The sequence below is a fragment of the Pseudomonas sp. SB113 genome, assembly GCF_040754745.1.
GTDB lineage: Bacteria > Pseudomonadota > Gammaproteobacteria > Pseudomonadales > Pseudomonadaceae > Aquipseudomonas > Aquipseudomonas grimontii.
Genome location: NZ_JBFMHW010000016.1, coordinates 57,410 through 80,575, shown reverse-complemented (window position 1 = coordinate 80,575; position 23,166 = coordinate 57,410). Strand labels below are relative to the sequence as shown.

General features: G+C 60.1%; 23 protein-coding genes and 3 pseudogenes. 8 read left to right on the top strand and 18 right to left on the bottom strand.

Annotated features, from left to right (window positions below; translation table 11 throughout):
• Positions 1 to 93: 93 nt before the first annotated feature.
• Complete coding sequence (locus AB1462_RS20675) at positions 94 to 1,248, bottom strand: GGDEF domain-containing protein (RefSeq protein ID WP_367247804.1); 1,155 nt, start codon at positions 1,246 to 1,248, stop codon at positions 94 to 96.
• 267 nt (positions 1,249 to 1,515) lie between these two features.
• Here AB1462_RS20675 and AB1462_RS20670 point away from each other — a divergent pair, with 267 nt between their 5' ends.
• Positions 1,516 to 3,714 carry an OsmC domain/YcaO domain-containing protein gene (locus tag AB1462_RS20670; RefSeq protein ID WP_367247803.1) on the top strand — a complete coding sequence of 733 codons (2,199 nt, stop codon included), beginning with the start codon at positions 1,516 to 1,518 and terminating at the stop codon, positions 3,712 to 3,714.
• Positions 3,715 to 3,838: 124 nt separating this feature from the next.
• Here the strand turns inward: AB1462_RS20670 and AB1462_RS20665 are convergent, their stop codons facing one another.
• The gene (locus AB1462_RS20665) at positions 3,839 to 5,005 is read right to left on the bottom strand and encodes a cystathionine gamma-synthase (RefSeq protein WP_367247801.1); all 1,167 of its coding nucleotides are present in this window, start codon (positions 5,003 to 5,005) and stop codon (positions 3,839 to 3,841) included.
• Complete coding sequence (locus tag AB1462_RS20660) at positions 5,002 to 6,378, bottom strand: cystathionine beta-synthase (protein ID WP_090409939.1); 1,377 nt, start codon at positions 6,376 to 6,378, stop codon at positions 5,002 to 5,004. The genes AB1462_RS20665 and AB1462_RS20660 overlap by 4 nt, the downstream gene beginning before the upstream one ends.
• A gap of 247 nt (positions 6,379 to 6,625) precedes the next feature.
• Here AB1462_RS20660 and atzF point away from each other — a divergent pair, with 247 nt between their 5' ends.
• Together atzF and AB1462_RS20650 are read left to right on the top strand one after the other, a co-directional pair.
• Complete coding sequence (gene atzF, locus AB1462_RS20655) at positions 6,626 to 8,422, top strand: allophanate hydrolase (protein WP_259192996.1); 1,797 nt, start codon at positions 6,626 to 6,628, stop codon at positions 8,420 to 8,422.
• Between the two features lie 2 nt (positions 8,423 to 8,424).
• Positions 8,425 to 9,114: a GntR family transcriptional regulator gene (locus AB1462_RS20650; protein WP_367247799.1), complete on the top strand. Its 690-nt coding sequence runs from the start codon at positions 8,425 to 8,427 to the stop codon at positions 9,112 to 9,114.
• Positions 9,115 to 9,185: 71 nt separating this feature from the next.
• Here AB1462_RS20650 and dapA read toward each other — a convergent pair whose 3' ends face one another.
• From dapA to AB1462_RS20610, 8 genes and pseudogenes are all read right to left on the bottom strand, one after another.
• On the bottom strand, positions 9,186 to 10,106 hold the full coding sequence (dapA, locus tag AB1462_RS20645) for a 4-hydroxy-tetrahydrodipicolinate synthase (RefSeq protein ID WP_367247797.1): 921 nt from the start codon (positions 10,104 to 10,106) through the stop codon (positions 9,186 to 9,188).
• Between the two features lie 281 nt (positions 10,107 to 10,387).
• Entirely contained in the window at positions 10,388 to 10,525 is a 138-nt protein-coding gene (locus AB1462_RS20640; protein WP_259192991.1) for a hypothetical protein, read from the bottom strand.
• 17 nt (positions 10,526 to 10,542) lie between these two features.
• A complete protein-coding gene (locus AB1462_RS20635) occupies positions 10,543 to 11,022 on the bottom strand; it encodes a VOC family protein (protein ID WP_090403647.1) in 480 nt (159 codons plus the stop codon).
• Positions 11,023 to 11,092: 70 nt separating this feature from the next.
• Positions 11,093 to 11,200 (bottom strand): annotated as a pseudogene (locus AB1462_RS20630) (ester cyclase); the annotation flags it as partial.
• Between the two features lie 9 nt (positions 11,201 to 11,209).
• A complete protein-coding gene (locus AB1462_RS20625) occupies positions 11,210 to 11,830 on the bottom strand; it encodes a LysE family translocator (RefSeq protein WP_367247844.1) in 621 nt (206 codons plus the stop codon).
• A gap of 78 nt (positions 11,831 to 11,908) precedes the next feature.
• A pseudogene (locus AB1462_RS20620) lies at positions 11,909 to 12,169 on the bottom strand (TSUP family transporter); the annotation flags it as partial.
• A 127-nt stretch (positions 12,170 to 12,296) separates the two neighbouring features.
• Positions 12,297 to 12,959: an HAD hydrolase-like protein gene (locus tag AB1462_RS20615; RefSeq protein WP_367247795.1), complete on the bottom strand. Its 663-nt coding sequence runs from the start codon at positions 12,957 to 12,959 to the stop codon at positions 12,297 to 12,299.
• A 140-nt stretch (positions 12,960 to 13,099) separates the two neighbouring features.
• Positions 13,100 to 13,591, bottom strand: a complete 492-nt coding sequence (locus AB1462_RS20610; protein WP_367247793.1) for a heme-binding protein — start codon at positions 13,589 to 13,591, stop codon at positions 13,100 to 13,102.
• 111 nt (positions 13,592 to 13,702) lie between these two features.
• Between AB1462_RS20610 and AB1462_RS20605 the strand changes: the two genes are divergently transcribed.
• Entirely contained in the window at positions 13,703 to 14,584 is an 882-nt protein-coding gene (locus AB1462_RS20605; protein ID WP_367247791.1) for a LysR family transcriptional regulator, read from the top strand.
• A gap of 209 nt (positions 14,585 to 14,793) precedes the next feature.
• Here the strand turns inward: AB1462_RS20605 and AB1462_RS20600 are convergent, their stop codons facing one another.
• The 4 genes and pseudogenes from AB1462_RS20600 to AB1462_RS20585 all read right to left on the bottom strand — a co-directional run bounded on the left by AB1462_RS20600 (position 14,794) and on the right by AB1462_RS20585 (position 16,808).
• Positions 14,794 to 15,372 carry a hypothetical protein gene (locus AB1462_RS20600; protein WP_367247790.1) on the bottom strand — a complete coding sequence of 193 codons (579 nt, stop codon included), beginning with the start codon at positions 15,370 to 15,372 and terminating at the stop codon, positions 14,794 to 14,796.
• 10 nt (positions 15,373 to 15,382) lie between these two features.
• The gene (locus AB1462_RS20595; RefSeq protein ID WP_367247788.1) at positions 15,383 to 15,820 is read right to left on the bottom strand and encodes a DUF3592 domain-containing protein; all 438 of its coding nucleotides are present in this window, start codon (positions 15,818 to 15,820) and stop codon (positions 15,383 to 15,385) included.
• Positions 15,821 to 15,923: 103 nt separating this feature from the next.
• Positions 15,924 to 16,040: pseudogene (locus AB1462_RS20590) on the bottom strand (LysE family translocator); the annotation flags it as partial.
• A gap of 129 nt (positions 16,041 to 16,169) precedes the next feature.
• Positions 16,170 to 16,808: a hypothetical protein gene (locus AB1462_RS20585; RefSeq protein ID WP_367247786.1), complete on the bottom strand. Its 639-nt coding sequence runs from the start codon at positions 16,806 to 16,808 to the stop codon at positions 16,170 to 16,172.
• 216 nt (positions 16,809 to 17,024) lie between these two features.
• On the opposite strand from AB1462_RS20585, the gene AB1462_RS20580 reads away from it, so the two are divergent.
• Positions 17,025 to 17,507 carry a DUF2867 domain-containing protein gene (locus AB1462_RS20580; protein ID WP_367247784.1) on the top strand — a complete coding sequence of 161 codons (483 nt, stop codon included), beginning with the start codon at positions 17,025 to 17,027 and terminating at the stop codon, positions 17,505 to 17,507.
• Between the two features lie 63 nt (positions 17,508 to 17,570).
• Here AB1462_RS20580 and AB1462_RS20575 read toward each other — a convergent pair whose 3' ends face one another.
• Complete coding sequence (locus AB1462_RS20575) at positions 17,571 to 18,500, bottom strand: LysR substrate-binding domain-containing protein (RefSeq protein ID WP_367247783.1); 930 nt, start codon at positions 18,498 to 18,500, stop codon at positions 17,571 to 17,573.
• A gap of 137 nt (positions 18,501 to 18,637) precedes the next feature.
• Between AB1462_RS20575 and AB1462_RS20570 the strand changes: the two genes are divergently transcribed.
• On the top strand, positions 18,638 to 19,048 hold the full coding sequence (locus AB1462_RS20570; RefSeq protein ID WP_315338219.1) for a RidA family protein: 411 nt from the start codon (positions 18,638 to 18,640) through the stop codon (positions 19,046 to 19,048).
• A 101-nt stretch (positions 19,049 to 19,149) separates the two neighbouring features.
• Complete coding sequence (locus AB1462_RS20565; protein WP_259192988.1) at positions 19,150 to 20,019, top strand: AraC family transcriptional regulator; 870 nt, start codon at positions 19,150 to 19,152, stop codon at positions 20,017 to 20,019.
• A 59-nt stretch (positions 20,020 to 20,078) separates the two neighbouring features.
• Here the strand turns inward: AB1462_RS20565 and AB1462_RS20560 are convergent, their stop codons facing one another.
• Complete coding sequence (locus tag AB1462_RS20560; protein ID WP_367247782.1) at positions 20,079 to 20,435, bottom strand: VOC family protein; 357 nt, start codon at positions 20,433 to 20,435, stop codon at positions 20,079 to 20,081.
• Between the two features lie 103 nt (positions 20,436 to 20,538).
• Here AB1462_RS20560 and AB1462_RS20555 point away from each other — a divergent pair, with 103 nt between their 5' ends.
• Positions 20,539 to 21,282 (top strand): class I SAM-dependent methyltransferase, encoded by a 744-nt coding sequence (locus AB1462_RS20555; RefSeq protein WP_259192986.1) that lies wholly within the window; start codon positions 20,539 to 20,541, stop codon positions 21,280 to 21,282.
• A 153-nt stretch (positions 21,283 to 21,435) separates the two neighbouring features.
• On the opposite strand, the gene AB1462_RS20550 is transcribed toward AB1462_RS20555, so the two are convergent.
• A complete protein-coding gene (locus AB1462_RS20550) occupies positions 21,436 to 23,091 on the bottom strand; it encodes a methyl-accepting chemotaxis protein (protein WP_090403668.1) in 1,656 nt (551 codons plus the stop codon).
• Positions 23,092 to 23,166 lie beyond the last annotated feature (75 nt).

Genomic DNA, 23,166 nt, shown 5'->3' with positions numbered 1-23,166 from the left:
TGAATTGCCTTAGGTCATCGGCATCACAGGGAATAAGTTGATGGCTGATTGTCTGATCGATGCCGGCGCGTGACGAACGGCGTTCAGGCGCACCTAGGTGGCGAATTGTGTTTGTGCGATACGAAAACAGTTTTTGCCCGCGCGCTTGGCTTCGTATAACGCACCATCCGCATGGGCAATCAATGTTTGCGCGCAGGTGGGTGACGCACCGTTTGCTCCTTCAAAGAGGGCAATGCCGATGCTGGCTTGCAAGGCGTAGGGGCGCGCGCAGCGGTCAGAGGCCTGTTGCAATGTTTCTATAATCCGTTGCGCTGCCAGGGTGGCAGAGGTCACGCCGGAATTATTCATCAGCAGGATAAACTCGTCTCCGCCCAATCGGCCGGCGGAATCCTGATTGAGCCTGACAACGGATTTAAGGGTTGCGCCAAACTCGGCTAACGCCTTGTCACCTTCGGCATGTCCGTGGTTATCGTTGATGCTCTTGAAACCATCCAAGTCTATATAGAGCAGCGCAAAGTGTTTATCGGCATGCCGGTTGCGGGTCAGGGTGTTTTCAATCAATTCGAGTATCCCCACACGGTTGTACAGACCCGTGAGGGGGTCATGGGTCGCGCGGATTTCGTTTTTGGCTTCGGCCAGTAAAGCGCGCACCACGTTATCGTTCAACTTGTTGAGCAGTAGCCACATGCCTGTTAAATACAGCGGCGCCTGGAGCAGGAATATCCTCAGCAGCGGTTCCGGCTGAAACAAGGTGGCGAGCTTCATGGGCACATCAGTCAGCAATATTTGAGTAAATGCATAGCGCGGTACACCCTGGTTGCGCATGGCGATTGCAGCATTCACGCTGACCATTGAGGTGCACCCGAGCACTTGAAGAATCGCATCACCGCTGATCAGGCAACCGGCGGTGCCAACGCCCAACTCTGCCGCCCAGGCCAGGCCCAGTAATAACGATAAATCAATGGCACAGGGATGTTTTTGGCTGCCGTGTTTAGTGATCCAATACAGCAGTGCTAAACGAGAGACCCAAATCATTGAATCAATGATAAGCCAGGCAATGAAGAATTGGCTGGGCTGCAGGGTGACCGCGACCGTGCAGATCACCAAGCTGTTAAACCAGCCAACCCACAGCACCCCCCTGGAAGAAAAAGGCCCGGATATAAGTTCGCGGCGTATGCGCGCGTCATACGGCGCGTCTGCGTTTGTCAGCCATCTCATCGTCTTCGTTACAGGGAGTTGGTATTCCATATCGAACCTCACCTGAAGCGCTGAAATTGGTTAGTGGCACATAGCCATGCTGTCACCATTTCAGTGGCTTATCAAATGCTATTGAGATAACACTTGAGGGGCGTTAATTCATGAACTATTCACTTGCTATTCAGCGTATTCAATGGGGATTCGCCGAGGTAAAACGGCCTCCCATCACCTGGCATGATTGAAAAGCCTGAAACTTCCCGATGAAAAACCTCATAATGGCGGCCATTTTTGTTTAGCCCGTTATTCTGGTGTGCCCCCATGGAAATCAAGGTCAACTTTCTCGACAACCTCCGGCTTGAAGCCAAGTTCGACGACTTCACGGTGATTGCCGACCAGCCTATTCGCTATAAAGGCGATGGTTCGGCACCGGGGCCGTTCGATTACTTCCTGGCTTCGTCGGCGTTGTGTGCGGCGTACTTCGTCAAGTTGTACTGCGATACGCGCAACATCCCCACGGACAATATTCGCCTGTCGCAGAACAATATTGTTGATCCGGAAAACCGCTATAACCAGATCTTCAAGATCCAGGTGGAGTTGCCGGCCGATATTTCCGATAAAGACCGCCAGGGCATTCTGCGTTCCATCGACCGTTGCACCGTGAAGAAAGTGGTGCAGGCCGGGCCGGAGTTCGTGATCGAAGAAGTGGACAACCTCGACGCCGATGCCCAGGCCTTGTTGATGCCGAGCGCCGGCAGCGAGGCGGGCACTTATATCGCGGGCAAGGACCTGCCGCTGGAGCAGACCATCGCTAACATGTCCGGGATCCTCGCCGGCCTGGGCATGAAGATCGAGATCGCCTCGTGGCGCAATATCGTGCCGAACGTGTGGTCGCTGCATATCCGCGATGCGCATTCACCGATGTGCTTTACCAATGGCAAGGGCGCGACCAAGGAGGGCGCCCTGGCGTCGGCGTTGGGCGAGTTCATCGAGCGGCTCAACTGCAACTTCTTCTACAACGACCAGTTCTGGGGGGAGGAACTGGCCAGCGCGCCGTTCGTGCATTACCCGGACGAGCGCTGGTTCCAGCCGGGTCCGAATGACGAGCTGCCCGGTGAAATCCTCGACGCCTACAGCCTGAAGGTCTACAACCGCGACGGCGAGCTGCGCGGTTCGCACCTGTTCGACACCAACTCCGGCAACGAAGCGCGCGGCATCGTTGCGCTGCCGTTCGTGCGCCAGTCGGATGGCGAGGTGGTGTACTTCCCGTCCAACCTGATCGAAAACCTTTACCTCAGCAACGGCATGAGCGCTGGCAACACCTTGGCCGAGGCCCAGGTGCAGTGCCTGTCGGAGATTTTCGAGCGGGCGGTGAAGCGCGAAATCATCGAGGGCGAATTTGCCCTGCCGGACGTGCCGGCTGACGTGCTCGCGAAGTATCCGAGCATCCTGGCGGGTATTGCAGGCCTGGAAGCCCAGGGTTTTCCGGTGCTGGTCAAGGACGCGTCCCTGGGCGGCGAATTCCCGGTGATGTGCGTGACCTTGATGAACCCGCGCACCGGCGGCGTGTTCGCCTCGTTCGGTGCGCACCCAAGCCTGGAAGTGGCGCTGGAGCGCAGCCTCACCGAACTGCTGCAAGGCCGCAGCTTCGAAGGCTTGAATGACCTGCCGCAGCCGACGTTCGAAGCCCAGGCGGTGACCGAGCCGAACAACTTCGTCGAGCACTTTATCGACTCCAGCGGTGTGGTGTCGTGGCGCTTCTTCAGCGCCCAATCGGACTACGAGTTTGTCGAATGGGACTTCTCCGGCCAGGGTGAAGACTCCAACGCCCAAGAGGCTGCGACCTTGTTCGGCATCCTCGAAGGCATGGGCAAAGAGTCCTACATGGCGGTGTACGAACACCTCGGCGCAACCGCCTGCCGCATCCTGGTGCCGGACTACTCGGAAATCTACCCGGTGGACGACCTGATCTGGGACAACACCAACAAGGCGCTGTTCTTCCGCGAGGACATCCTTAACCTGCACCGCCTGGACGAAGCTGAACTGCAGGCATTGGTCGAGCGCCTGATCGAAAGCGAGCTGGACGACTACACCGACATCACCACCCTGATCGGCATCGAGTTCGACGACAACACCGCCTGGGGCCAACTGACCATCCTCGAATTGAAGCTGCTGATCTTCCTCGCCTTGCAGCAGTACGAAGAGGCCAAGGAGTGCGTGGAGATGTTCTTGCAGTACAACGACAACACCGCCGAGCGTGGCCTGTTCTACCAGGCGATGAACGCGGTGCTGGAGATGGAACTGGACGACGACCTGGAACTGGCGGACTACGAAGCCAACTTCCGCCGCATGTTCGGCAATGAGCGGATGGACGCGGTGATCGGCTCGGTCAACGGCAGTGTGCGCTTCCATGGGCTGACACCGACCAGCATGAAGCTGGAAGGGTTGGACCGGCATTTGCGCTTGATCGAGAGCTACAAGAAGCTGCATTCGGCGCGTGCCAACATAATCCAGGCGTGACGCATACTCAATGTGGGAGGGGGCTTGCTCCCGATGGCGGTGGTTCAGACAAATATTCAGTGCCTGACACGCCGCTATCGGGAGCAAGCCCCCTCCCACATTTGATCTTTGTTTTCTGGGGGATTTATATACGGGCCAAGGCCTGCGCCAGGTCCGCTCGTAGGTCTTCCACATCCTCGACCCCCACCGACAACCGCACCAACCCATCACCAATCCCCAGCTGCGCGCGGGTCGCTGCCGGGATGCTGGCGTGGGTCATGATCGCCGGGTGTTCGATCAGGCTTTCCACGCCGCCCAGGCTTTCTGCCAGGGCGAAGAGTTTTACGGTTTCCAGGAAGCGCGTGGCGCCCGCCAGGTCGCTGTTCAAGTCGACTGAAATCATCCCGCCAAACCCGCGCATCTGCTGGCGTGCCAGTTCGTGCTGCGGGTGGGACGCCAGGCCTGGGTAGTAGACCCGTGATACTTGCGGTTGCTGTTCCAGCCAGGTGGCCAGGTCGAGGGCGTTGCTGCAATGACGCTCCATGCGCAGCGCCAGGGTTTTCACGCCGCGCAGGGTGAGGAAGGCGTCAAACGGGCCGGCGATGGCGCCGACCGAGTTTTGCAAAAAGCCCACACGCTCGGCCAACTCGGGGTTGTCGCCGACGATGGCGATGCCGCCGATCACATCGGAGTGGCCATTGAGGTACTTGGTGGTGGAGTGCACCACGATGTCGAAACCCAACTCCAGCGGGCGCTGGATCCATGGGCTGGCGAAGGTATTGTCGGCCACGCAGAGAATGCCGCGGCTGCGGCAGATACGTGCGATGGCGCTGAGGTCGGTAAGGCTCAGCAGCGGGTTGCTCGGGGTTTCGACCCAGACCATGCGCGTGTCGTCCTGCAAGGATGCTTCGAACGCCGCCACATCACTCAGGTCAACAAAGCTGAAGCGGTGTCCGGCGCTGCGCTGGCGTACCTTGTCGAACAGGCGGAAGGTGCCGCCGTACAGGTCGTTGCCGGACACGATATGGGCGCCGGCATCCAGTAATTCCAGGACCGTCGAGATCGCCGCCAGCCCGGAAGCGAAGGCAAACGCCTGGCTGCCGCCCTCCAGGTCGGCCACGCAGCGCTCGAGGGCAAACCGCGTGGGGTTGTGGGAGCGGCCGTAGTCGAAGCCCTTGTGTACGCCGGGGCTGTCTTGCAGGTAGGTGGAGTTGGCGTAGATCGGCGGCATCAGCGCGCCCGTGGTCGGGTCGGGTGACTGCCCGGCGTGGATCACACGGGTAGCAAACGCGCTTTTATCGGGCTGGCTCATGCAAGGGATCTCCGTAGGTGGTTGAGCAGGTCTACGCGGGTGATCAGGCCGTGAAAGCCCGCCGCGTCGGCAATGATGGCGACCAGGCCACGGTCGAGTTCCGCCTGCAATTCAGCCAGGCTGGCGCCGGGGGGCAGGGTGTGCACTTTGTCGCTCATGGCGCTGGCGACAATCATCGAAAATTCCGCCGCGTCATGGTGCAGGCCCAGCAGGATGTCGGACTCATCGATCACCCCCACCAGCTCGCGGCCGCCCACCAGCACCGGCAGTTGCGACACGTCCGCCAGGCGCATGCGCTGGAAGGCGGTGAGCAGGGTGTCATCGGGGCTCACGCTGATCACGCGGCCGTCCTCGAAACGCCGCGCGATCAAGTCGCGCAGGTCGCCGTAGTGCTTGTAGTGCAGCAAGCCCGCATCGGTCATCCATTGGTCGTTGTAGACCTTCGACAAATAGCGGGTGCCGGTGTCGCAGACGAAGGTGACCACGCGCTTGGGCACGCTCTGTTCGCGGCAATAACGCAGCGCGGCAGCGAGCAGAGTGCCGGTGGATGAACCGCCGAGAATGCCCTCGGCCTTGAGCAGTTGGCGGGCGTGGTCGAAGCTGTCTTCATCGCTGATGGAGTAGGCGTGGCGCACGCTGGACAGGTCGGCAATCGAGGGGATGAAGTCTTCGCCGATGCCTTCCACCGCCCACGATCCGGGTGTTTCCAGCTTGCCGCTGCGGCTGTACTCGGCCATCACCGAACCCACCGGGTCGGCGAGGACCATTTCCAGCTCGGGTTGCACCCGTTTGAAGAAGCGCGTCAGGCCGGTGAGGGTGCCGGCCGAGCCGACACCCACCACAATTGCGTCCACATCGTGCTGGGTCTGCGCCCAGATCTCCGGCGCGGTGCTGGTTTCGTGGGCCAGGGGGTTGGCCGGGTTGTTGAATTGGTCGGCGAAGAACGAACCGTCAATAGCCTTGGCCAGCCGCGCGGCCATGTCCTGGTAATACTCGGGGTGGCCCTTGCCGACATCGGAGCGGGTGATATGCACCTCGGCGCCCATGGCCTTGAGGTGCAGGACTTTTTCCGTGGACATCTTGTCGGGCACCACCAGCACCACCCGATAACCTTTCGCCCGGCCCACCAGCGCCAGGCCCAGGCCGGTGTTGCCGGCGGTGGCTTCAATGATGGTACCGCCGGGGCGCAGGCGGCCGTCGCGTTCGGCGGCGTCGATCATGGCCAGGCCGATGCGGTCCTTGATGGAACCGCCGGGGTTCTGTGATTCAAGTTTGAGGAACAGCGTGCAGGGGCCGGTATCGAAACGGCTGACCCGCACCAGCGGCGTGTTGCCGATCAGTTCGAGTACAGCAGGGCGGGATAGCGTGGGCATGTCGTCACCTGTGGGCTTAGGGTGGGGGGACAGCAAATGGCACAGCATGGTCTGGAACAGTAGGTCGGTATCGGGGCGGTCGCAACCGAGGGGGCCACTGAATGTCTTTTTTTGGCGCATGGACGATGCCCGGGTGCGCCATCTACGCGCACGTTTTGCGGCGATACCCGCGTAATCATTGGCAGAGTGACCTGGCGTGGGCTTTGCTTTAGAGAAATCCAAACTTGGATACAAGATGGAGTTTCCCATGCACAACGTTTTTGGCTGGACCCTGGGTGAATGGCAGGCCGCTTACCGCAACGGCGCGATCACTACGGATATTTTGCTGACCCTGGCCGCGCAATACCCCGCCGAGGACACCGCCTGGATCGCCCGCGCCCAGCCGTCGTCATTGGCCGAGCAACTGGCACAGTTGAGCGAACGACTGGCAGCGCTGGGCGGCGATATGGCCAAGCTGCCGTTGTATGGCGTGCCGTTTGCGATCAAGGACAATATCGATGCGGCGGGCTGGGACACCACTGCCGCCTGCCCTGAGTTTGCCTACCGCGCGACACAGGATGCCTCGGTCTTGCAAAAGCTGCGCGCAGCCGGCGCGATCCTGATGGGCAAGACCAACCTCGATCAGTTCGCCACCGGCCTGGTGGGCACACGCTCGCCGTATGGCGCGGTGGGCAACAGCTTTAATGGGGATTACGTCAGCGGTGGCTCCAGTTCTGGCTCTGCGTCGGTGGTCGCCCGCGGGCTGGTGGCGTTTTCCCTGGGCACCGACACGGCAGGCTCCGGGCGTGTACCGGCGGGGTTCAACAATATCGTCGGCTTGAAGCCGACCAAGGGGCGCTTGTCCAATACCGGCCTGGTACCGGCTTGCCGCACGGTGGATTGCGTCTCGGTGTTTGCGCTGACCGTGGAAGATGCCGAGACCGTGGCGCACGTCGCGGCGGGATACGACCCCAGCGATGCCTATTCCCGCGCCAATCCCAACACGGCACCAGTGGCGGTGGGCGCTGCGATCAAGCTGGCCGTCCCGGCGACCCTGGAGTTTTTCGGCGATACCCAGAACCAGGTCGTGTTCGAACAGGCCGTGGAGCACTTCAAGACGCTGGGCGCGGTAATCACCCCGGTGGATTTCACCGCGTTCAAGGAACTGGCGGACCAGCTGTACTTCGGCCCTTGGGTCGCTGAGCGCACCGTGGCCCTGGAAAGCATGCTGGAAAACCAGCCCGAGGCAATCAACCCGGTGGTGCGCGGCATTGTCGAAAATGGCCGCCAGTACAGCGCTTGCGACGCCTACAAAGCCGAATACCTGCGGGCCGAACTGAGTCGCCGTATCAATGACAGCCTGGCCGGTTTCGATGCCTTGCTGGTGCCGACTTCGCCAACCCTGCGCACCATGGCCGAGATGGCGGAAGAACCGGTGCGCTACAACTCGCAGTTCGGCTACTACACCAACTTCACCAACCTGGCCGACCTTTCGGCCCTGGCGCTGCCCGCCGGTTTGCGCGCCGATGGCTTGCCCAGCGGCATTACCTTGCTCGCGCCGGCCTGGCATGACACGGCGCTGGCGCACCTGGGCAAGCGCTGGCAAGCCAGCCTGGACCTGCCTTTGGGCGCCACCCAGCGCTATCTGCCGGCTCCGTCCGCACCCGCCCAAGCGCCCGGCTGCGTGCGCGTGGCGGTGGTGGGCGCGCACCTTACCGGCATGCCGCTTAACGTGCAGCTCACCCGCCGTAACGCGGTGCTGGTGGAGCAAACCCTGACCGCCGACACGTACCGCCTGTACGCGCTGCCCGGCACCGTGCCGCCCAAACCCGGGCTGGCCAAGGCGGACAGCGGTCGGGCGATTATCGTCGAGCTCTGGGACATGCCCCTCGCACGCTTCGGCGAGTTCGTCGCCGAGATCCCCGCGCCGCTGGGGATCGGCAACCTGCTGCTGGCGGATGGGCGCAGCGTCAAAGGCTTCATCTGCGAGCCCTGGGCGCTGGCGGATGCCCTCGACATCACCGAGTTCGGTGGCTGGCGCGCCTTTATTGCGAGTCGCGGTTAAGCATGCGGGCCAAGACACGCCCCGACAGCCTGGCCGAGCAGATCTACGCGCAGCTCAAGGCGGACATTTTCGAGTTTCGCCTGCTGCCGGGTGATCGCTTCAGCGAGGGCGAGGTGGCCGAGCGCATGCGCGCCAGCCGCACGCCGGTGCGCCAAGCGCTGTATCGCCTGGAGAAGGAAGGTTACCTGGCGGTGTATTTTCGCAGTGGCTGGCAGGTGAAACCGTTTGATTTCGCCTATTTCGAAGAGCTTTACGACGTGCGCATCGTGTTGGAACTGGCCGCTGTCAGCCGCTTATGTGCGATGGACGAACCGAACCCGATGTTGCAAGCGCTGCAGGCCACCTGGCAGGTGCACGCGCGCGAGCGCCTGCAGGACGCCCAGGTTGTATCGGCGCTGGATGAACGTTTTCACTGCACCCTGGTGGAAGCCACCGGCAACCGCGAGATGGCGCGCATGCACTACGCGATCACGGAGCAGATCCGCATCATCCGGCGACTCGACTTTACCCAGGCGTCACGCATTGCGGCGACGTACGAAGAGCATGGGCAAATACTCGCGGCCATCGTGCAACGGCAGGGTGACCAGGCGCAGCAACTGCTGAAGCGGCATATCGAACTCAGCAAGCAGGCGGTGCGCGAGATCACGTTGCACAGGTTGCATATGGCCCGGCAGCCCGATCTCCCGAGCTAAGGTGGGCCTTTGTGGCGAGGGAGCTTGCTCCCGTCGGGCCGCGAAGTGGTCCCAAATCAAGCCAGCACGTTTTACCTGAAGGTTTGCGGTGACTGGGCTGGGGCTGTTTCGCAACCCAACGGGAGCAAGCTCCCTCGCCACAAGTTGACGGTGTTGAGCCGCGCCAGCACCGCCTCGGTGGCCCGCTGCATCGGCGCACGTAACTCACTGTCGATCAAGCCCTCCAGCGCCAGCGCGGCTTTCACCGGCGCCGGGTTGGGCTGCATGAACAGCGTGTTGATCAACGGCACCAACCCAAGGAAAGTGGCCCGCGCCTCAGCCAACTGGTTATCCCGTACCTGCTGCCACAGCGCCACAAACTGTTCGGTGCACACATGCGCCGACGCTGCAATCGCGCCGCTGGCGCCCAGGCACAGCGCATTGAAGATCTGCAGATCCTCGCCGCACAACACATCCGCCTCACCGCTGGCCAACACCGCCAGGGTATTGCCCAGGTTGCCGCCGCAGTCCTTGATCGCCACGATCCGCGGGTGCGCGACGATGTTCAGCAAGGTGGCCTGCTCGAAGGTCACGCCAGTGCGGTAGGGAATGTCGTAGAGAATGATCGGCACGCTGGACGCATCGGCCACCGTGCGAAAGAACGCTTCAAGGCCGGCCTGGGAAGGGCGGATGTAACTCGGTGCCGGTACCAGCAAACCCGCCAGCGGGCGCTTGAGGATCTCGGCCTGGAATTGCAGCAGCTCAATCTGGTTGTTGCCCGCCAGGCCCATCACCACGCGCTGGGCGGGCACCAGTCGCAATACCGCATCCAGCACGGCCAGTTGTTCCTGGCGGCTGAGCGATGCGGCTTCGCCGGTGGTGGTGCACACCATGATCCCGGCCACGTGCTTGGCCAGCAGATGGCTGACCAACCGGTGCAGGCCGGCAAAGTCGATGGCGCCATCCTGGAACGGCGTGACCACGGGAACCCAGATACCTTGAAACGATGACATGCACTTTCTCCTGATGATTGACCGCTTGAGTCACCGTCAGAAAGGCATGGGGAATTGTGCAAGGGGGAGGGAGTCCGCGCTCAATGTCCTGTCAGCTCATCTGACGGGACAGCGCGCCCCGGTCACATGAGCGACTGTTTCTTCGATTTGAGGGCGTGCGCAACGCAACCTTGCGCCTTGGCAATCAAGCCAATGACGGAGCGGTTAACGACTGAGGTTGCGGACATAAACTGACACACCCTGAATGAGGCCTCCATCTTCAGGGGATGTCAGTAAATGTGTCAAGCGCGTTGCAGGTGTTCACGCACAAATGCGCGGATTTCTGCGGCAAGCTCTGCCTCTTCCGGCGCGCCCATGAAACCGCCATGGGGCATCGCTTCGAACACATGCAGCTGCGCCGGCTCCCGCGCCTGGCGCAAGGCCCGGTGCAGGCCGGTCAGCCCTTTATCGCGGCTTCTATCGCCGCAATGTCGATCTTGGTCATGGTCATCATCGCGTCGAATGCACGCTTGGCGATGGCCGGATCAGCGTGCGCCACCGCGTCCGTCAACACCCGAGGCGTGATCTGCCACGACACCCCCCACTTGTCCTTGCACCAACCGCAGGCGCTGGCCTGGCCGCCGTTGTCGATAATAGCGTTCCAGTAGCGATCGGTTTCGGCCTGGTCATCGGTAGCGACCTGGAAGGAAAACGCTTCGGTGTGGGGGAATATCGGACCGCCATTCAGGCCGATACACGGGATGCCCAAGACGCTGAACTCGACGGTCAATACGTCGCCCTTTTTACCCGACGGGTAATCCCCCGGTGCCAGGCGCACGGCTTTCACGGCGCTGTCCGGGAAGGTCTTGGCGTAGAAGTTGGCCGCCTCCTCGGCGGTGCCGTTGTACCAGAGGCAGAGCGTGGTTTTGCTGGTCATGATGGCTCTCCACGTGAGAATGGGTGCGTGAAGTTTAGACGGCCAGCTGCTGTTCGATAGCCGCCTTGGCGTTGTAGCTCACGTCCGGGTGGACGAAGTCGCCCAATCGGTTCCAATCCTGTTGGTTGAGGCAGTCGATGTAGCCGAGGTACAGGTCGGAGAGTTCGTTGCGGGTGATGTTTTTCCCTCAAGCCCTGCGCGCGGTCAACAACACCGTCGCCGCCGCCGATAACAATCCCGCGCAGCAGCGATTGAATAGGCGTTTGCCACGCGGCTCGGCAAACCAGCGACGCATGTGCAGGCCCATGTAGGCATAGGCGCTGATGGCGATCCATTCCAACACCAGGAACATCGCGCCCAGCAGGGCGAACTGCGGGGTGACAGGTTGGCCGGGGACCACGAATTGCGGGAGGAACGCGGTGAATATCAGGATGGCCTTGGGGTTGCCCGCCGCCACCAGAAACTCCTGCCGCGCCAGTGCCCACACGCTCACCTTGGCGGTTACCGACTCCACCTCCGCCTGGGGATTCGCGCGCCACAGCTGAACCGCCAGATACAACAGATACGCCGCGCCCAGGATCTTGATCGCGTAGAACAGCAGTTCCGAGGTTTGCAACACCACCGCCAACCCCGCAGAGGCGAGGGCGATCATGCCGGCGAAGGCCAGCAGGCGGCCGATACCGGCGATGCAGGAGGTGCGGTAGCCATAGCGGGTGGAGTTGCTCACGGACAACAGGTTGTTCGGACCGGGCGCCATGTTCAGGGCGAAGCAGGCGGGGATGAAGAGGGCGAGGGTGGCGAGGTCCATGGCGGCTCCGGGTTTGGACGGGCGGGAGCGTCGAGGATAAGGGGAGTGGGGGTGGTTGGACAATGCGCGTGCGGGATCTAAAAAATGCGAGAGTGTCAGCCCGCCAATTACTTTGTGCAGCAGCGCGGGATTTATTTGAAGAAGAAGGCTCGCACCTCCTAGAGCCCCGGCCAACCCCAGTGCCGCAGCCGGAACGGCCAACGCATAATCGACCTTTCCCTGATTATGGAAGTGCCGCAGTCCGGCAACCATGGTGCCTACCGAGGCCAGGCGTGCTGTGGCGATCGACGACTGAAGTGGAATCCCCAGCCAGATCTTCACTGGGACAGTTAAAAACACACTTCGACCCAAAGGCCTTGGATTTTTATACGTTCTGTGGCGCGACTGCACCGTCCCCAACGTAGAGGACCCCACGAAGAACCTTTAAAGAGCGTTGACTGCGCTGCCTGCAATTAGCAGGCGATGTTCAATGCACAGGCAAGCCAACGATGTCGAGAATGTCACTGAATTTTATGAGGTTAATGGCTTTGCAATTGTCGGGCAGAGATCCATAGCCCCAGCTGGCAAAGGCAAATGGAATTCCATACGCACGGGCGGCTTCAAAATCGTTCCAGTTGTCTCCGATCATTATCTTGGAAAGCTTTTCATAATCGGCCAACGCCACCACTGCACTTAGGTGTCTAGGGTCAGGCTTCTTAAAGGACACGCTATCCCCACCACAAACCACATCCATAAATCTCAACAGGTCGGTTTGCTTGAGAATATCGATGGCAATCAATTCGTTTTTATTCGTACAAACCGATATTTTCCATCCCGCGTCTCGCAACGCGCTGAGGGTTTCAATTACCCCATCATAGGGTTTTGTCATCAGGTGGTCGGTCTGTTCGTAGCGCGAGATGAAGGTATCGATCGCTGCTTCCATATCATTCACGCCCCGCAAGCAGAACGCCCGCCTGGCAAATGAACGCATTCCGTCGCCGAGGAATAATGAAGTTGTTGCGACCAAAATTGGCTCAAGATTCCGCTCGATAAGAATAGTGTTCAGTTGCGCTGTCATGTCGCCCGCAGAGTCGATGAGAGTGCCATCAAGGTCAAAAATGATTGCGTCAGTCCCAATCGAGTGAGTCATTTTCAGGCCATTTATCGACATATATTTTTACTCATGTTTTGCAGGGTTGTGGCTAGATTGCAGGGCTTTGGCTATGGCTTTTTTTGCTACGCATCAGCACATACACCGCAGCGGATGCGAGTAGCGAGATCAGAAGGCGTTTATTTGAATGCCGCTAGCCCGGCCTGAGCGATCTCTTCATCGTGCTGGGGTGTGTCCGCAGATACGCCTACAGCCCCAACGGTGTACCCGTTGACGACGATCGGAAAACCGCCCCGCATCAGCACGAAGCCCTGGGCGGTGATGGCGGCAGGTCGGGTGCCGTTGATAGCATCTTCTAATGCTCCGCTGGGACGGCGGAATAGAGCGGCTGTGCGTGCTTTTCCGGGGGCCAGTTCAACGCCTGCTGGCACAGCGGCGTTGTCCATGCGAGCCAGGAGAATGGGCAGACCAGCACTATCGACAACGGAGATCACGCACGGCCACCCGGCCGTTTGCGCCTTCGTTTGCGCTGCTGTGAGGATCTGTTGAGCGGCGGCAAGTGTCAGAACTGGCTGGTTGGGCAAATCTAATGCTGCGGCTGCTGGCAAGGAAACAAGTGCGAGGGATCCAGCAAAGCCAACAGCGACTGCGATGTGGGGGAGACGGAACATGGTGAACTCCTAGGAAGACGAGTCCAATGATTGAAACAGGGGAGACAATTCAGAACAATAAAGCCTACTGGCTATATAATTCAGAAAAACTGAATATGGGAGTCAAGTGACATGGACATTCGCCATCTTCGCTCCTTCGTCACAGTTGCGGAAAATCTACATTTTTCACGCTCAGCTGAGCAACTGGGCGTTTCTGCCCCAACGCTCACTGCGCAGATCCAGGAAGTCGAGAGCTTGTTAGAAGCCAGGCTTTTTAATAGAACAAAGCGGTCTGTCGCTTTGACGCCGGCTGGGGAAGCGTTTCTGACAGAAGCCCGCTCAACCCTTGAACAATTTGAGAGAGCTATTAACGTGGGCCAACGTGCAGGCCGAGGCCAGGTTGGCCGAGTGGAAATCGGCTACGTGGGTTCAGCCGCCTTTTTCGGGGTACTCCAAGACCAAGTCCAGCGCTTTCGCAATCAGTGGCCAGACGTCATGGTGAACACCAAGGAATTCCCTACCGAACAGCTCACGGCACTCCTTGAGGATGGGCGGATTGATGTAGCCTTTGTACGCATGCCCGTGCATCTACCTGATGCAATCTCCAGCCGTATTTTGGCGCGAGACCGCTTCTGCCTGGCGTTGCCAGCTGACCATATCCTGGCGAAAACAGATGATGACATTCGCCCAAGCGCGCTTGCGAGCGAGTTGTTTGTGCTACCTGAACAAGCGTCAGGGTTGCGTGAGGTGGCCAAGCGCGGGAGATTCGATCCATACATTGGTTCGGTTCCCGGAAGTCTGGTCGCAGTACTGACACAAGTGGGACTGGGCGTGGGTATAGCGGTCATTCCCAGCGTTCTGATTCAAACTATCCAAATGCCGAATGTTGTCTTTAGGGCGATAGCTGGGCCTCCCATTTTTTCAGAGGTGGGGGCTTTGTTTCGCCGCCATGAGAGGCTGCCGATTGTGTGCAACCTCATTAGCCAGATACTTGAGACCGATGAACGCTTGTAAATGGGCGATCCATCTGCGGGCTGCACGGAAAGAAATGCTGTGAGGGAAGTTTTACCGTGACCTGTATGGCGAGCAATAGACCTTTTCAGTGCTCCGACCACGAGATGGGTACTGGCATCAGCGAATGCTGCGGCAGTTTCTGGCCCAGAGTGTGTAAAAACGCTTCGTCAAAATTGAAGTGCGAGCCTCACGCCCGCTAGGGCTGATGATCAGAACAGCCCACCCAAGGAAATCGTCGCGCCGCCCCCAGCCTGCAGCCCAACGTTAAGGCCTGCGGCGACGATCACGCCTTTGGCCGAGCGCAGCAGGCGCGTCGTGCTGTCGTGGGGCAGGAGCAGGTTGCCCATAGGCGTCAGTGTGGCGGCGACCATGGCCAGCAGCTTGGGGTCCAGACCGAACAGCATGGCCGAGCCGCTGGCCCCGCCGACCAGGCCCACGCCCGCTTCAATGAACACACAAGCGCCTTGGAAGTCCTCCCGGGTCAGACCGCGGGCAGCGATCGAGTCTGCAACCAGCACTTGGCCAAACGCCGGAAAGTCTTCGCTTGCGCCAGCGGCCCCGACGCTCTTGCCGCGCACGTGCAAGTTGACCTTGCCGAACCGTGGCAGGCGCGCGCCGATGCCCATGCCGACCCCGACCGAGCCATAACGAAACTGCTGGTCGACTCCCTTGGGGTCGGTCAGTGTCAATGCACCGCCAGCGGCGGCCGCGAATACTACGGTCAAGCCGCCGCTGCTGGCTGTCTTGTAGCGCCAGTCACTGACAGTGACAGGTAATGGGATTTGCATTTGAATATCCTTATAGGTGCCGCGCCATCTGGCGCCGACGAATCCACGCGGCCACATGGTAGCCGCCGCCTGCGATAAACACGATTGCGAACAGGCCCGTCAGTAGGCTCGCGCCCCATAGCGCACCACGGTCTTCAATGATTGCGGTACTGGAGGGTGCATCGGCGCGATAAAACACCGTCACTGAGTCGTCCACCGCGTAGCCGAATATAAACCCGCTCTCGGGGTAGCTGACCGCCTTGCCTGCGGCGTCGGTAAAATCAATTTGTGGGTGGCTGCCGCCCGCGTTCAGGGCGCTGACATGCCCTTCGGCGCGTTGCGCCTGGGCCAGAAAGCTCAGCCGGTCTTCGACCAGCCATAGGGTGAGGTAGAGCAGGCACAGGCCCAGCGGGATGAATATCAGCGCACGGGGCAGATCGCCGCGCCCGGGAGAGGGTGTCGTGGTCATGGCAGGTCCCTTGCATCATGCATAAACGGCGGCTATTACAATCAACCGGTGGGACGCTGTCAATCGGCCGGGCAAGAACTGCGCCTGATCCCGTCCAGCGTTCATACGCCGTGCCTAACATCTTGATCCGGCAGAACAACAACGCTGACATTTGCAGCAAACCCGCCAGCCACGCGCAGGCGAGGAATATCATGCTGGTGAAGGCCAGTAGGCGTCAGACAGCTCGCAAAACTACTGATCGTCTGAATAATTGAGCTGATTAGCAGTGATTGTTTTCCGAGTCGCTTCGACTTCGCCAGAGGCAGCCTACATATCCACGGCGATTTTACGCATGGTATGCATCGGAAGATCAAGGCAAGGGTGCAGGGGTCACGGTGTACCAGCCCGACGGTGTTTTGGCACACACCTGCGGTCTCAGCGGTGTTTCTACGGTTGTGTCGGCCTGGGTGGAGAGTTGGCGAACGGCAATCACGCAGCCGGCCTTGAACGTGCTGATTTTCATCATTTGAAGTTCCATTTCATAGTCTTTACCGGGCTCGGGGATGAGCGTGACAGGCGCGGGAAAGCAGGAAAGTTGCGATCCCCCCATGGCGAACCCTGCAATAAACGGTTTACCGGCCGGGATGACATGTTCGTCAAACACCTTGGGCGATTGATTGATCGCTTTGCTCGCCTTGCTGGCAGGCATGCCAATCACGCTGTTCTGGCGGTCTGTCGCCCGGAAAGGGTAGAGCCCTGCAGAGTCGACATGGGCTGTTTGCCATCCGGCCTCTTCAGACGTTTTGGTCAGCAGCGTCTCGTTGTATAACTTCTCGCAGGTCTGGCCACTGATGAAGCCCGCGTGGGTGGTGTCACCCGTGATCAGGCGGACACGAGCCGTATTGGCCGGGTCATATTGGCTGATTTGTGCTTCGTTGCGAACGTCGGTTTTGGTGGTTGCGCAGCCGATCAGTGTCAAGCTGACGGCCAGCGGAAAAAGTAAACGCATGGGTAACCTTCATATCCTGTGAGGGTCGGTGGCCGTAACCATACTATGGCGGGGATATGTTCGCCCACTTGCGATACACGCGGGAAGGGACAGGGAGGGGGATGTTCATGGCGGCTACGGCGCGCGCGGGGCTGTACATTGACGTAGCATCGCCGCATAACATTCAGCCTGGGATGTTATCTGGAATGAAAATTGGCCCACTGGACGGGATGAAATTTGCCTATCACATCACCAGCTCACACGTTGCGTGCACTGTCTGAGCTCGACTACTACCACATCAGGTCGGTTCAGCTCCCCGTTGGAATCACCATGCTTGACGCGTGGAACATCACAACGGCTGAGCCGGGACTGGCCATGCGGCTGGCTTTCCGAATAAGGGACGCCATTTCTTCGTTATTCGGCGTGAGGCGAATCGGCGGGTTCTCCGGCGTTGCGCGAAAAACAGTGCACGCAGGCGAACACCTGGATTTCTTTCTAGTGGAGCACAGCGCCTCCGATATCCTGGTTCTTACAGAGCGTGACAGGCACCTGGATGTCATGATCTGCCTTTCGATAACAGATCGGGTGCTCACCATCACATCATCGGTCATCACGCATAACCTCTATGGGCGCATCTACATGTTACCGGTAGGGCTTGCCCATAAAGTGATCGTCAGTAGTCATCTGCGGCGACTGAAAAGAAGCCTTGAAAGGCAGTAGAGGAGGGGCATTCCGGCTGCATTTCATCGATCAGCATAGCTCTCCAGCCCATGCACGAGTCCGTCAGCATCCATCCTGTCGCCCACTGACAGGCGCATGCACTGCCATCAACTCCGCCACCCACTCGATAAACACGCGCAACTTGAGGCTGATATGCCGGTTTGGCGGAAAGGCCACGTAAAGCGGCATCGGATCAAGGTCCCAGTCCTCGAACAACGGCACTAATTCGCCCCGCGCCTCGAAGGCCTTCGACATGTAGGTGGGCAGCCACAGCACCCCAAGACCGGCCAGGCCGGCGGCGAGGTAGGCGTTGCCGTCGTCGACCGCCAGGGCGTAGCGGCCCTTGATCTGCAGGCTTTCAAGCTGCTTGCGCATGGTATAGGGCACGGGTTTGCCGGTGCGGGCCCATAGGAAGCCGACGATACGATGATTCGAGTCTTCCAGTTCCTGCGGATGCGCGGGCGGGCCCACGCGTGCCAGGTAGCTCGGCGCGGCGAAGACACCGAGCGGCAGGTCGCCTACCCGGCGGGCCATCAGCGACTGGTCGATGAGTTCGCCGCCGCGCACCACGCAATCGACGTTCTCATCGATCATGTCGACGATACGGTCGCTGACACCCATGTCGATCTGGATGTCCGGGTACCGGGCGTAAAACGCAGGCAATGCCGGCACCAGGATCATGCTCGCCAGCGGGCTTGGCACATCCACGCGCAAGCGCCCCCTGGGCAGCGTGGCCGCGCCGGACAGGCTGGTCTCGGCGTCGTCCATGTCGGCCAGCAGTTGCAGCACGAGCTCGTAATACACGGCTCCGTCGGCCGTGACGTTGACTTTGCGCGTGGTGCGGTTAAGCAATTTGACCCGCAGGCGTGCCTCCAACTGCTGCACCAGTTGCGTCACGGTGGTCTTGCTCATGTGCAGGGTTTCGGCGGCCTTGGTGAAGCTGCCGGCTTCCACCACACGAGCAAATGCCTGCATTGCATCAAAACGGTCCATGACGGCCTCGGCGATCAATTGTTTGGGTTTCACAAACAGTGCTGGCTAAGGTTGCTGGTTTATCGCCCTGGCACAAGCCCTTAGAGTCTGCCCATCGTTAATTGCGGGTCAGTTTCGACCCTTTGCCGGAGGCATCCATGACGTCGCGTGATGTGGTTTTTCCGCCTGGCCGCCAGGCGCTGTATGAGCGCAATCGCTATTCGCCGGCCATCAAGTCCAATGGCTTTTTATTCGTCTCAGGACAGGTCGGCAGCCATGAAGACGGCTCGCCCGAACCCGATCTGGAGGATCAGGTGCGCCTGGCGTTCAGCAACCTGAATGCGATCCTAAGCACTGCCGGGTGCACCTTCGACGATGTGATTGACGTGACGGTGTTTATCGTTGATCCCGAGTCCAGGTTCGAGACGATCTGGAAGGTGGTGCCGGAGTTCTGGGGCGAGGCGCCACACCCGACGCTGACTGGCGTAGGGGTTACGTGGCTGTATGGGTACCAGTTCGAGATCAAGGTGATTGCCAAGCTTCCAGCCCCGGGGCCAGCGATCACTTAAGGGGGCGACGAGGCACATACACCTCAGCAAGTACGGCTAGGCGCAGGCATGTCGGTATAGTCGATCCTATCGTCCAACGCATACCCCGGAGCTTCCAACCCGTGTCTGACTTGCCAGGCAACGCCGCCTACACAAAGCGCTTCGACGCTGTACTCGCCTATATCGACGCGAATCTTGAAGGTGACTTGTCGGTGAAGACGCTGAGCCAAGTGGCGCATTTTTCGGCGTTTCACTTCCATCGGCAATTCACCGCGTTCGTGGGCATGCCTGTTGCGCGCTATGTGCAATTGATGCGTCTACGACGCGCGGCGCATGGCTTGTCTTCCCGCGCTGATTATTCGGTGCTGGAGGCGGCGTTGGGCGCCGGCTTCGAAAGCCCCGAAGCCTTTTCCAGGGCGTTCAGGCGCGCGTTCGGCATGGCGCCGAGTGCATTCAGCAAGCGACCGAACTGGCAGCTCTGGCGTGCGGTGTTCAGCGTCCCTCATTTTTCCAGGAGCATCATCATGCAGGTAAGAATTGTGGAGTTTCACGCAGTCACGGTGGCGGCATTCGAGCACTGCGGCGACCCTGGGCTCGTGAATGAAAGCGTGCAGACATTCATCGCGTGGCGCATGCACAGCGGACAGTCGCCGGTGGCTTCAAGTCGCAGCTTTGGTATTCCTTTCGGCAATCCTGATACCACCCCGGCCGAGGCGTTCCGGTTTGCCATTTGCGGCGAAATTCAAGAGGCGCTGGCAGCGAATAAGTTCGGCGTCACTGAACGCGTCATCCCGGGCGGGCGCTGTGTGGTGGTGCGTCACGTGGGTTCACCGGATCACATCGCAGAGTCGATCTATCCGATCTACCGAGACTGGCTGCCTGGCAGCGGCGAGGAGCTTCGAGACCAGCCCTTGTTTTTCGAGTACCTGAGCATTTCTCCCGAGACACCGCAGGATCAATGGCAGACCGATATTTATGTGCCGTTGCAGTAGCGGGGCTCGCCAGCTTGTGGGAGCGCAACTGCGCTTCCACACCTGGCGTTGTGGCCAACCTACGGTTGCGCCGTCCACACCGCCAGTTCATAACCGTCCGGATCAATGAAGTGAAACCTGCTGCCACCGGGGAACGAAAAGGTCTCGCGGCTGATCACGGCGCCGACGGATTTGAGCCGCTGCTGCGTGCCTTCAAGATCATCCGCATACAGGATCACCAGCGGGCCACCCGGTCGAACGGGCTCCCCGGTAGTGAACCCGCCGGTCAGCCTGCCATCGCTGAACTCGGTGTAGGTGGGGCCGTAATCGACGAATGCCCAGCCGAAAACGGCGCCGTAAAAGGCTTTGCTGCGGGCGATGTCGCCTACGTTGAACTCGATATTGTCGATCTGTCGGTCTTGACCGCGAACGCTCATGGTTGCCTCCTTGGCGGATGGTTGAGGCGCGAGTGTAGCGGTTTACGCTCAGGACTGGGTTACCATGGCGCCGCGAAATTCCCGCCGAACCCTCTGGCCACTTATGTCCTCCAACGCGCTGTACACCGACCTGTCCATCTACTACGACCTGATGTGCGCCGACATTGACTACCGCGCGCAGAGCCACGGCGTACGCCGCCTGCACCAACTGTTCGGTAACAGCGGGCACCGCCACCTCGACCTTGCCTGCGGCACCGGGCCCCATGTGCGCCACTTCCTCGACTTCGGCTACCACAGCGCCGGCCTGGACATCAGCCAACCGATGCTGGACCTCGCCCAACTGCGCTGCCCCGAAGCACAGTTCAGCCGCCAGGACATGGCCGGTTTCCAGGTGGACGAACCGCAAGACCTGATCACCTGCTTCCTGTACTCAACCCATTACAACCCCGATCTGGCCCAACTGCGTGCCTGCCTCGCCAGCGTGCACGGCGCACTCGCAGAAAACGGCGTGTTCTGCTTCAACGCGGTGGACAAACTGCACATCGACAACCGCTTGCTCGTACGCCATAGCGTCGACTTTGAAGGCAGCCACTTCACCTTCGGCTCCGGCTGGCATTACAGCGGAGAAGGGCAGCAGCAGGCGCTGCGCCTGAGCATCGAGAAGACCACGGCGGGGGTGACGGAGGCCTGGCAGGATGAGCACACGATGGTGGCGCTGAGTTTCACTGAATTGCAGGCGCTGTTACAGCCGTACTTCGAGGTGCAGGTGTTTGAGCATGACTATGAGCGGATCACGCCTTGGGAAGGCGTGACCGGGAATGCGTTGTTTGTGTGTGTGAAGCGTTAATAACCGGCCAGCGCGCGTTCAGCTGATTTGACCGCGCTTCTTCTGAGGGTGAAACCTGGGTCCGCACGCGTGCAGCACGCATACCGGCGGCTATTGCAAAGCACGCCAGCGCTTGCCGGTTGAAATGGTCTCCAGCTTGATTCGACGCAGCCCCTAGAGCTGAAAGCGCGAGATGTTCTCTCGCAATGTCACGCTGGTGCGTGCCAATCCTTCGCTTTCCTGCTGAGCGCTGCGGAAGGCTGCAGCGGATTGCTCGGCGCTTTCGCTGACGGTCACGATGCCCCGGCTGATCTGCTCGGCAACGGTACTCTGCTGCTCGGCGGCAGCGGCGATTTGGTGGTTCATGCCGTTGATCCGCTCGATCATGGTTACGATCGTGCTTACCGCGTCACCGGCCTCGGAAACGCCGGACACCGACTGCGCGCTGGAGCGCTTGCAGCGTTGCATATGCTGCGAGGTCTCGTCGGCAATTTTCTGCAGACTGGCGATCAGCCCCTCAATCTCTGAGGTGGCCTTCTGGGTACGCTGTGCCAGGCTGCGCACCTCGTCGGCTACCACCGCGAAGCCGCGTCCGGCCTCGCCAGCACGGGCAGCTTCGATGGCTGCATTGAGGGCCAGCAGGTTGGTCTGGTCGGCCACCGACTTGATCACTTCAAGCACGCCGCCGATATTGCCGGTTTCATTCTTCAGCCGGCCCATGGCCATGTTGGACTGTTCGATTGTCTCGGCCAGCTCGCCGATCATGTTGACGGCATCTTTGGCCTTCTGCTGGCTGTACAGGGCCGCACTATCGGCCTCGCTGGCGGCACTGGCGGCGGATTCGGCATTGCGCGCGACATCCTGCACGGTGGCGGCCATTTGGTGAACGGCGGTGACGATCTGCTCGACCTCGCACTGTGCCATGGCCACGCTTTCGGCGTTTCTCAGGCTCGATTGGCTAAGCTCCTGGCTGGATTCGGCCACGCTCTGTGAGGACCGGTTTATGCCCTTGGCCATGTCCCGCAGGTTCTCCTGCATGCTCAGCAGGGCGGCCATGATGCTGGCTTGTGGTGGCTCAAACGTGTGCTCGCTAGCGCGCAAATCGCCCTGGGCAACCCGTTGGGCAAGCTGGTTAAGTTCACTCGGTTCGGCACCCAGCGCGCGCAGCAGGTTGCGGCTGATGACGTAGCCCAGTACCGCTGCTAGTAAGACGGCCAGCGCAGTAATGGCGAGCAGCAGGTTGCGTTGTGACAGATAGTTTGCGTCATTTTCGCTGACCTGCAGGTCTGCCTTCTGGTTGGTGTAGCGCAGGTATTCGCCAATTGCCTGGGTCAGCTCGGCCAGTAATGGTGTGCACTGCTCGCTGACCATGCGCAGGGCCTCGTCGTTTTCACCCTTGAACAGGTGCTCGGCAATGGTGTGCGCTACCGGTTTGTAGCGGCTCTCGACCTGCTCGATGGTTGAGAACAGTTCACGTGCTTTGGGCGACACATCACCATGGTTATCAATTGCCTGGCGTAGCGCGGCGAGGCTGCTGGCCACCATTTGTTCGTTGACGGCAATCGCGCCCCGCTGCTGTCCTCTCGCGGTGACATTGCTATTCAAGGCGATGTTACGCAGGGCAATGGCACGCTGGGCGGCGGCGTCGTTCAGTGTGTTGGCCAGGCGGGTACGTGCATCAACGCCATTAACGTAGAGAAAAAAGTCCTTATTGCTGTTAGCCAGGGCGTACAGCGAGATAGCGGCGATCAGCAACATAAACGCGAGCAGGCTGGCATAGCCGGCATAGAGACTGGTACGTGTCGAGAGCCGGGGAGTGTGCGATGGCATGATGTACCTGCGTAATGGGAGGAGCAATTAGGGGCACCTGCAAGGGTATGTATTCGCCCTTGGTCCGCATCCTGC

Excerpts from the sequence above, each read along its gene's own strand:
- AB1462_RS20605 (WP_367247791.1), top strand. The coding sequence starts at position 13,703 with ATGGACATTCGCCATCTTCGCTCCTTCGTCACAGTTGCGGAAAATCTA.
- AB1462_RS20570 (WP_315338219.1), top strand. The coding sequence starts at position 18,638 with ATGACGTCGCGTGATGTGGTTTTTCCGCCTGGCCGCCAGGCGCTGTAT.
- atzF (WP_259192996.1), top strand. The coding sequence starts at position 6,626 with ATGCACAACGTTTTTGGCTGGACCCTGGGTGAATGGCAGGCCGCTTAC.
- AB1462_RS20615 (WP_367247795.1), bottom strand. The coding sequence starts at position 12,959 with ATGACTCACTCGATTGGGACTGACGCAATCATTTTTGACCTTGATGGC.
- AB1462_RS20600 (WP_367247790.1), bottom strand. The coding sequence starts at position 15,372 with ATGCAAATCCCATTACCTGTCACTGTCAGTGACTGGCGCTACAAGACA.
- AB1462_RS20675 (WP_367247804.1), bottom strand. The coding sequence starts at position 1,248 with ATGGAATACCAACTCCCTGTAACGAAGACGATGAGATGGCTGACAAAC.
- AB1462_RS20670 (WP_367247803.1), top strand. The coding sequence starts at position 1,516 with ATGGAAATCAAGGTCAACTTTCTCGACAACCTCCGGCTTGAAGCCAAG.
- AB1462_RS20555 (WP_259192986.1), top strand. The coding sequence starts at position 20,539 with ATGTCCTCCAACGCGCTGTACACCGACCTGTCCATCTACTACGACCTG.
- AB1462_RS20610 (WP_367247793.1), bottom strand. The coding sequence starts at position 13,591 with ATGTTCCGTCTCCCCCACATCGCAGTCGCTGTTGGCTTTGCTGGATCC.
- dapA (WP_367247797.1), bottom strand. The coding sequence starts at position 10,106 with ATGTCATCGTTTCAAGGTATCTGGGTTCCCGTGGTCACGCCGTTCCAG.
- AB1462_RS20665 (WP_367247801.1), bottom strand. The coding sequence starts at position 5,005 with ATGAGCCAGCCCGATAAAAGCGCGTTTGCTACCCGTGTGATCCACGCC.
- AB1462_RS20650 (WP_367247799.1), top strand. The coding sequence starts at position 8,425 with ATGCGGGCCAAGACACGCCCCGACAGCCTGGCCGAGCAGATCTACGCG.
- AB1462_RS20635 (WP_090403647.1), bottom strand. The coding sequence starts at position 11,022 with ATGACCAGCAAAACCACGCTCTGCCTCTGGTACAACGGCACCGCCGAG.
- AB1462_RS20625 (WP_367247844.1), bottom strand. The coding sequence starts at position 11,830 with ATGGACCTCGCCACCCTCGCCCTCTTCATCCCCGCCTGCTTCGCCCTG.
- AB1462_RS20575 (WP_367247783.1), bottom strand. The coding sequence starts at position 18,500 with ATGGACCGTTTTGATGCAATGCAGGCATTTGCTCGTGTGGTGGAAGCC.
- AB1462_RS20550 (WP_090403668.1), bottom strand. The coding sequence starts at position 23,091 with ATGCCATCGCACACTCCCCGGCTCTCGACACGTACCAGTCTCTATGCC.
- AB1462_RS20560 (WP_367247782.1), bottom strand. The coding sequence starts at position 20,435 with ATGAGCGTTCGCGGTCAAGACCGACAGATCGACAATATCGAGTTCAAC.
- AB1462_RS20595 (WP_367247788.1), bottom strand. The coding sequence starts at position 15,820 with ATGACCACGACACCCTCTCCCGGGCGCGGCGATCTGCCCCGTGCGCTG.
- AB1462_RS20585 (WP_367247786.1), bottom strand. The coding sequence starts at position 16,808 with ATGCGTTTACTTTTTCCGCTGGCCGTCAGCTTGACACTGATCGGCTGC.
- AB1462_RS20660 (WP_090409939.1), bottom strand. The coding sequence starts at position 6,378 with ATGCCCACGCTATCCCGCCCTGCTGTACTCGAACTGATCGGCAACACG.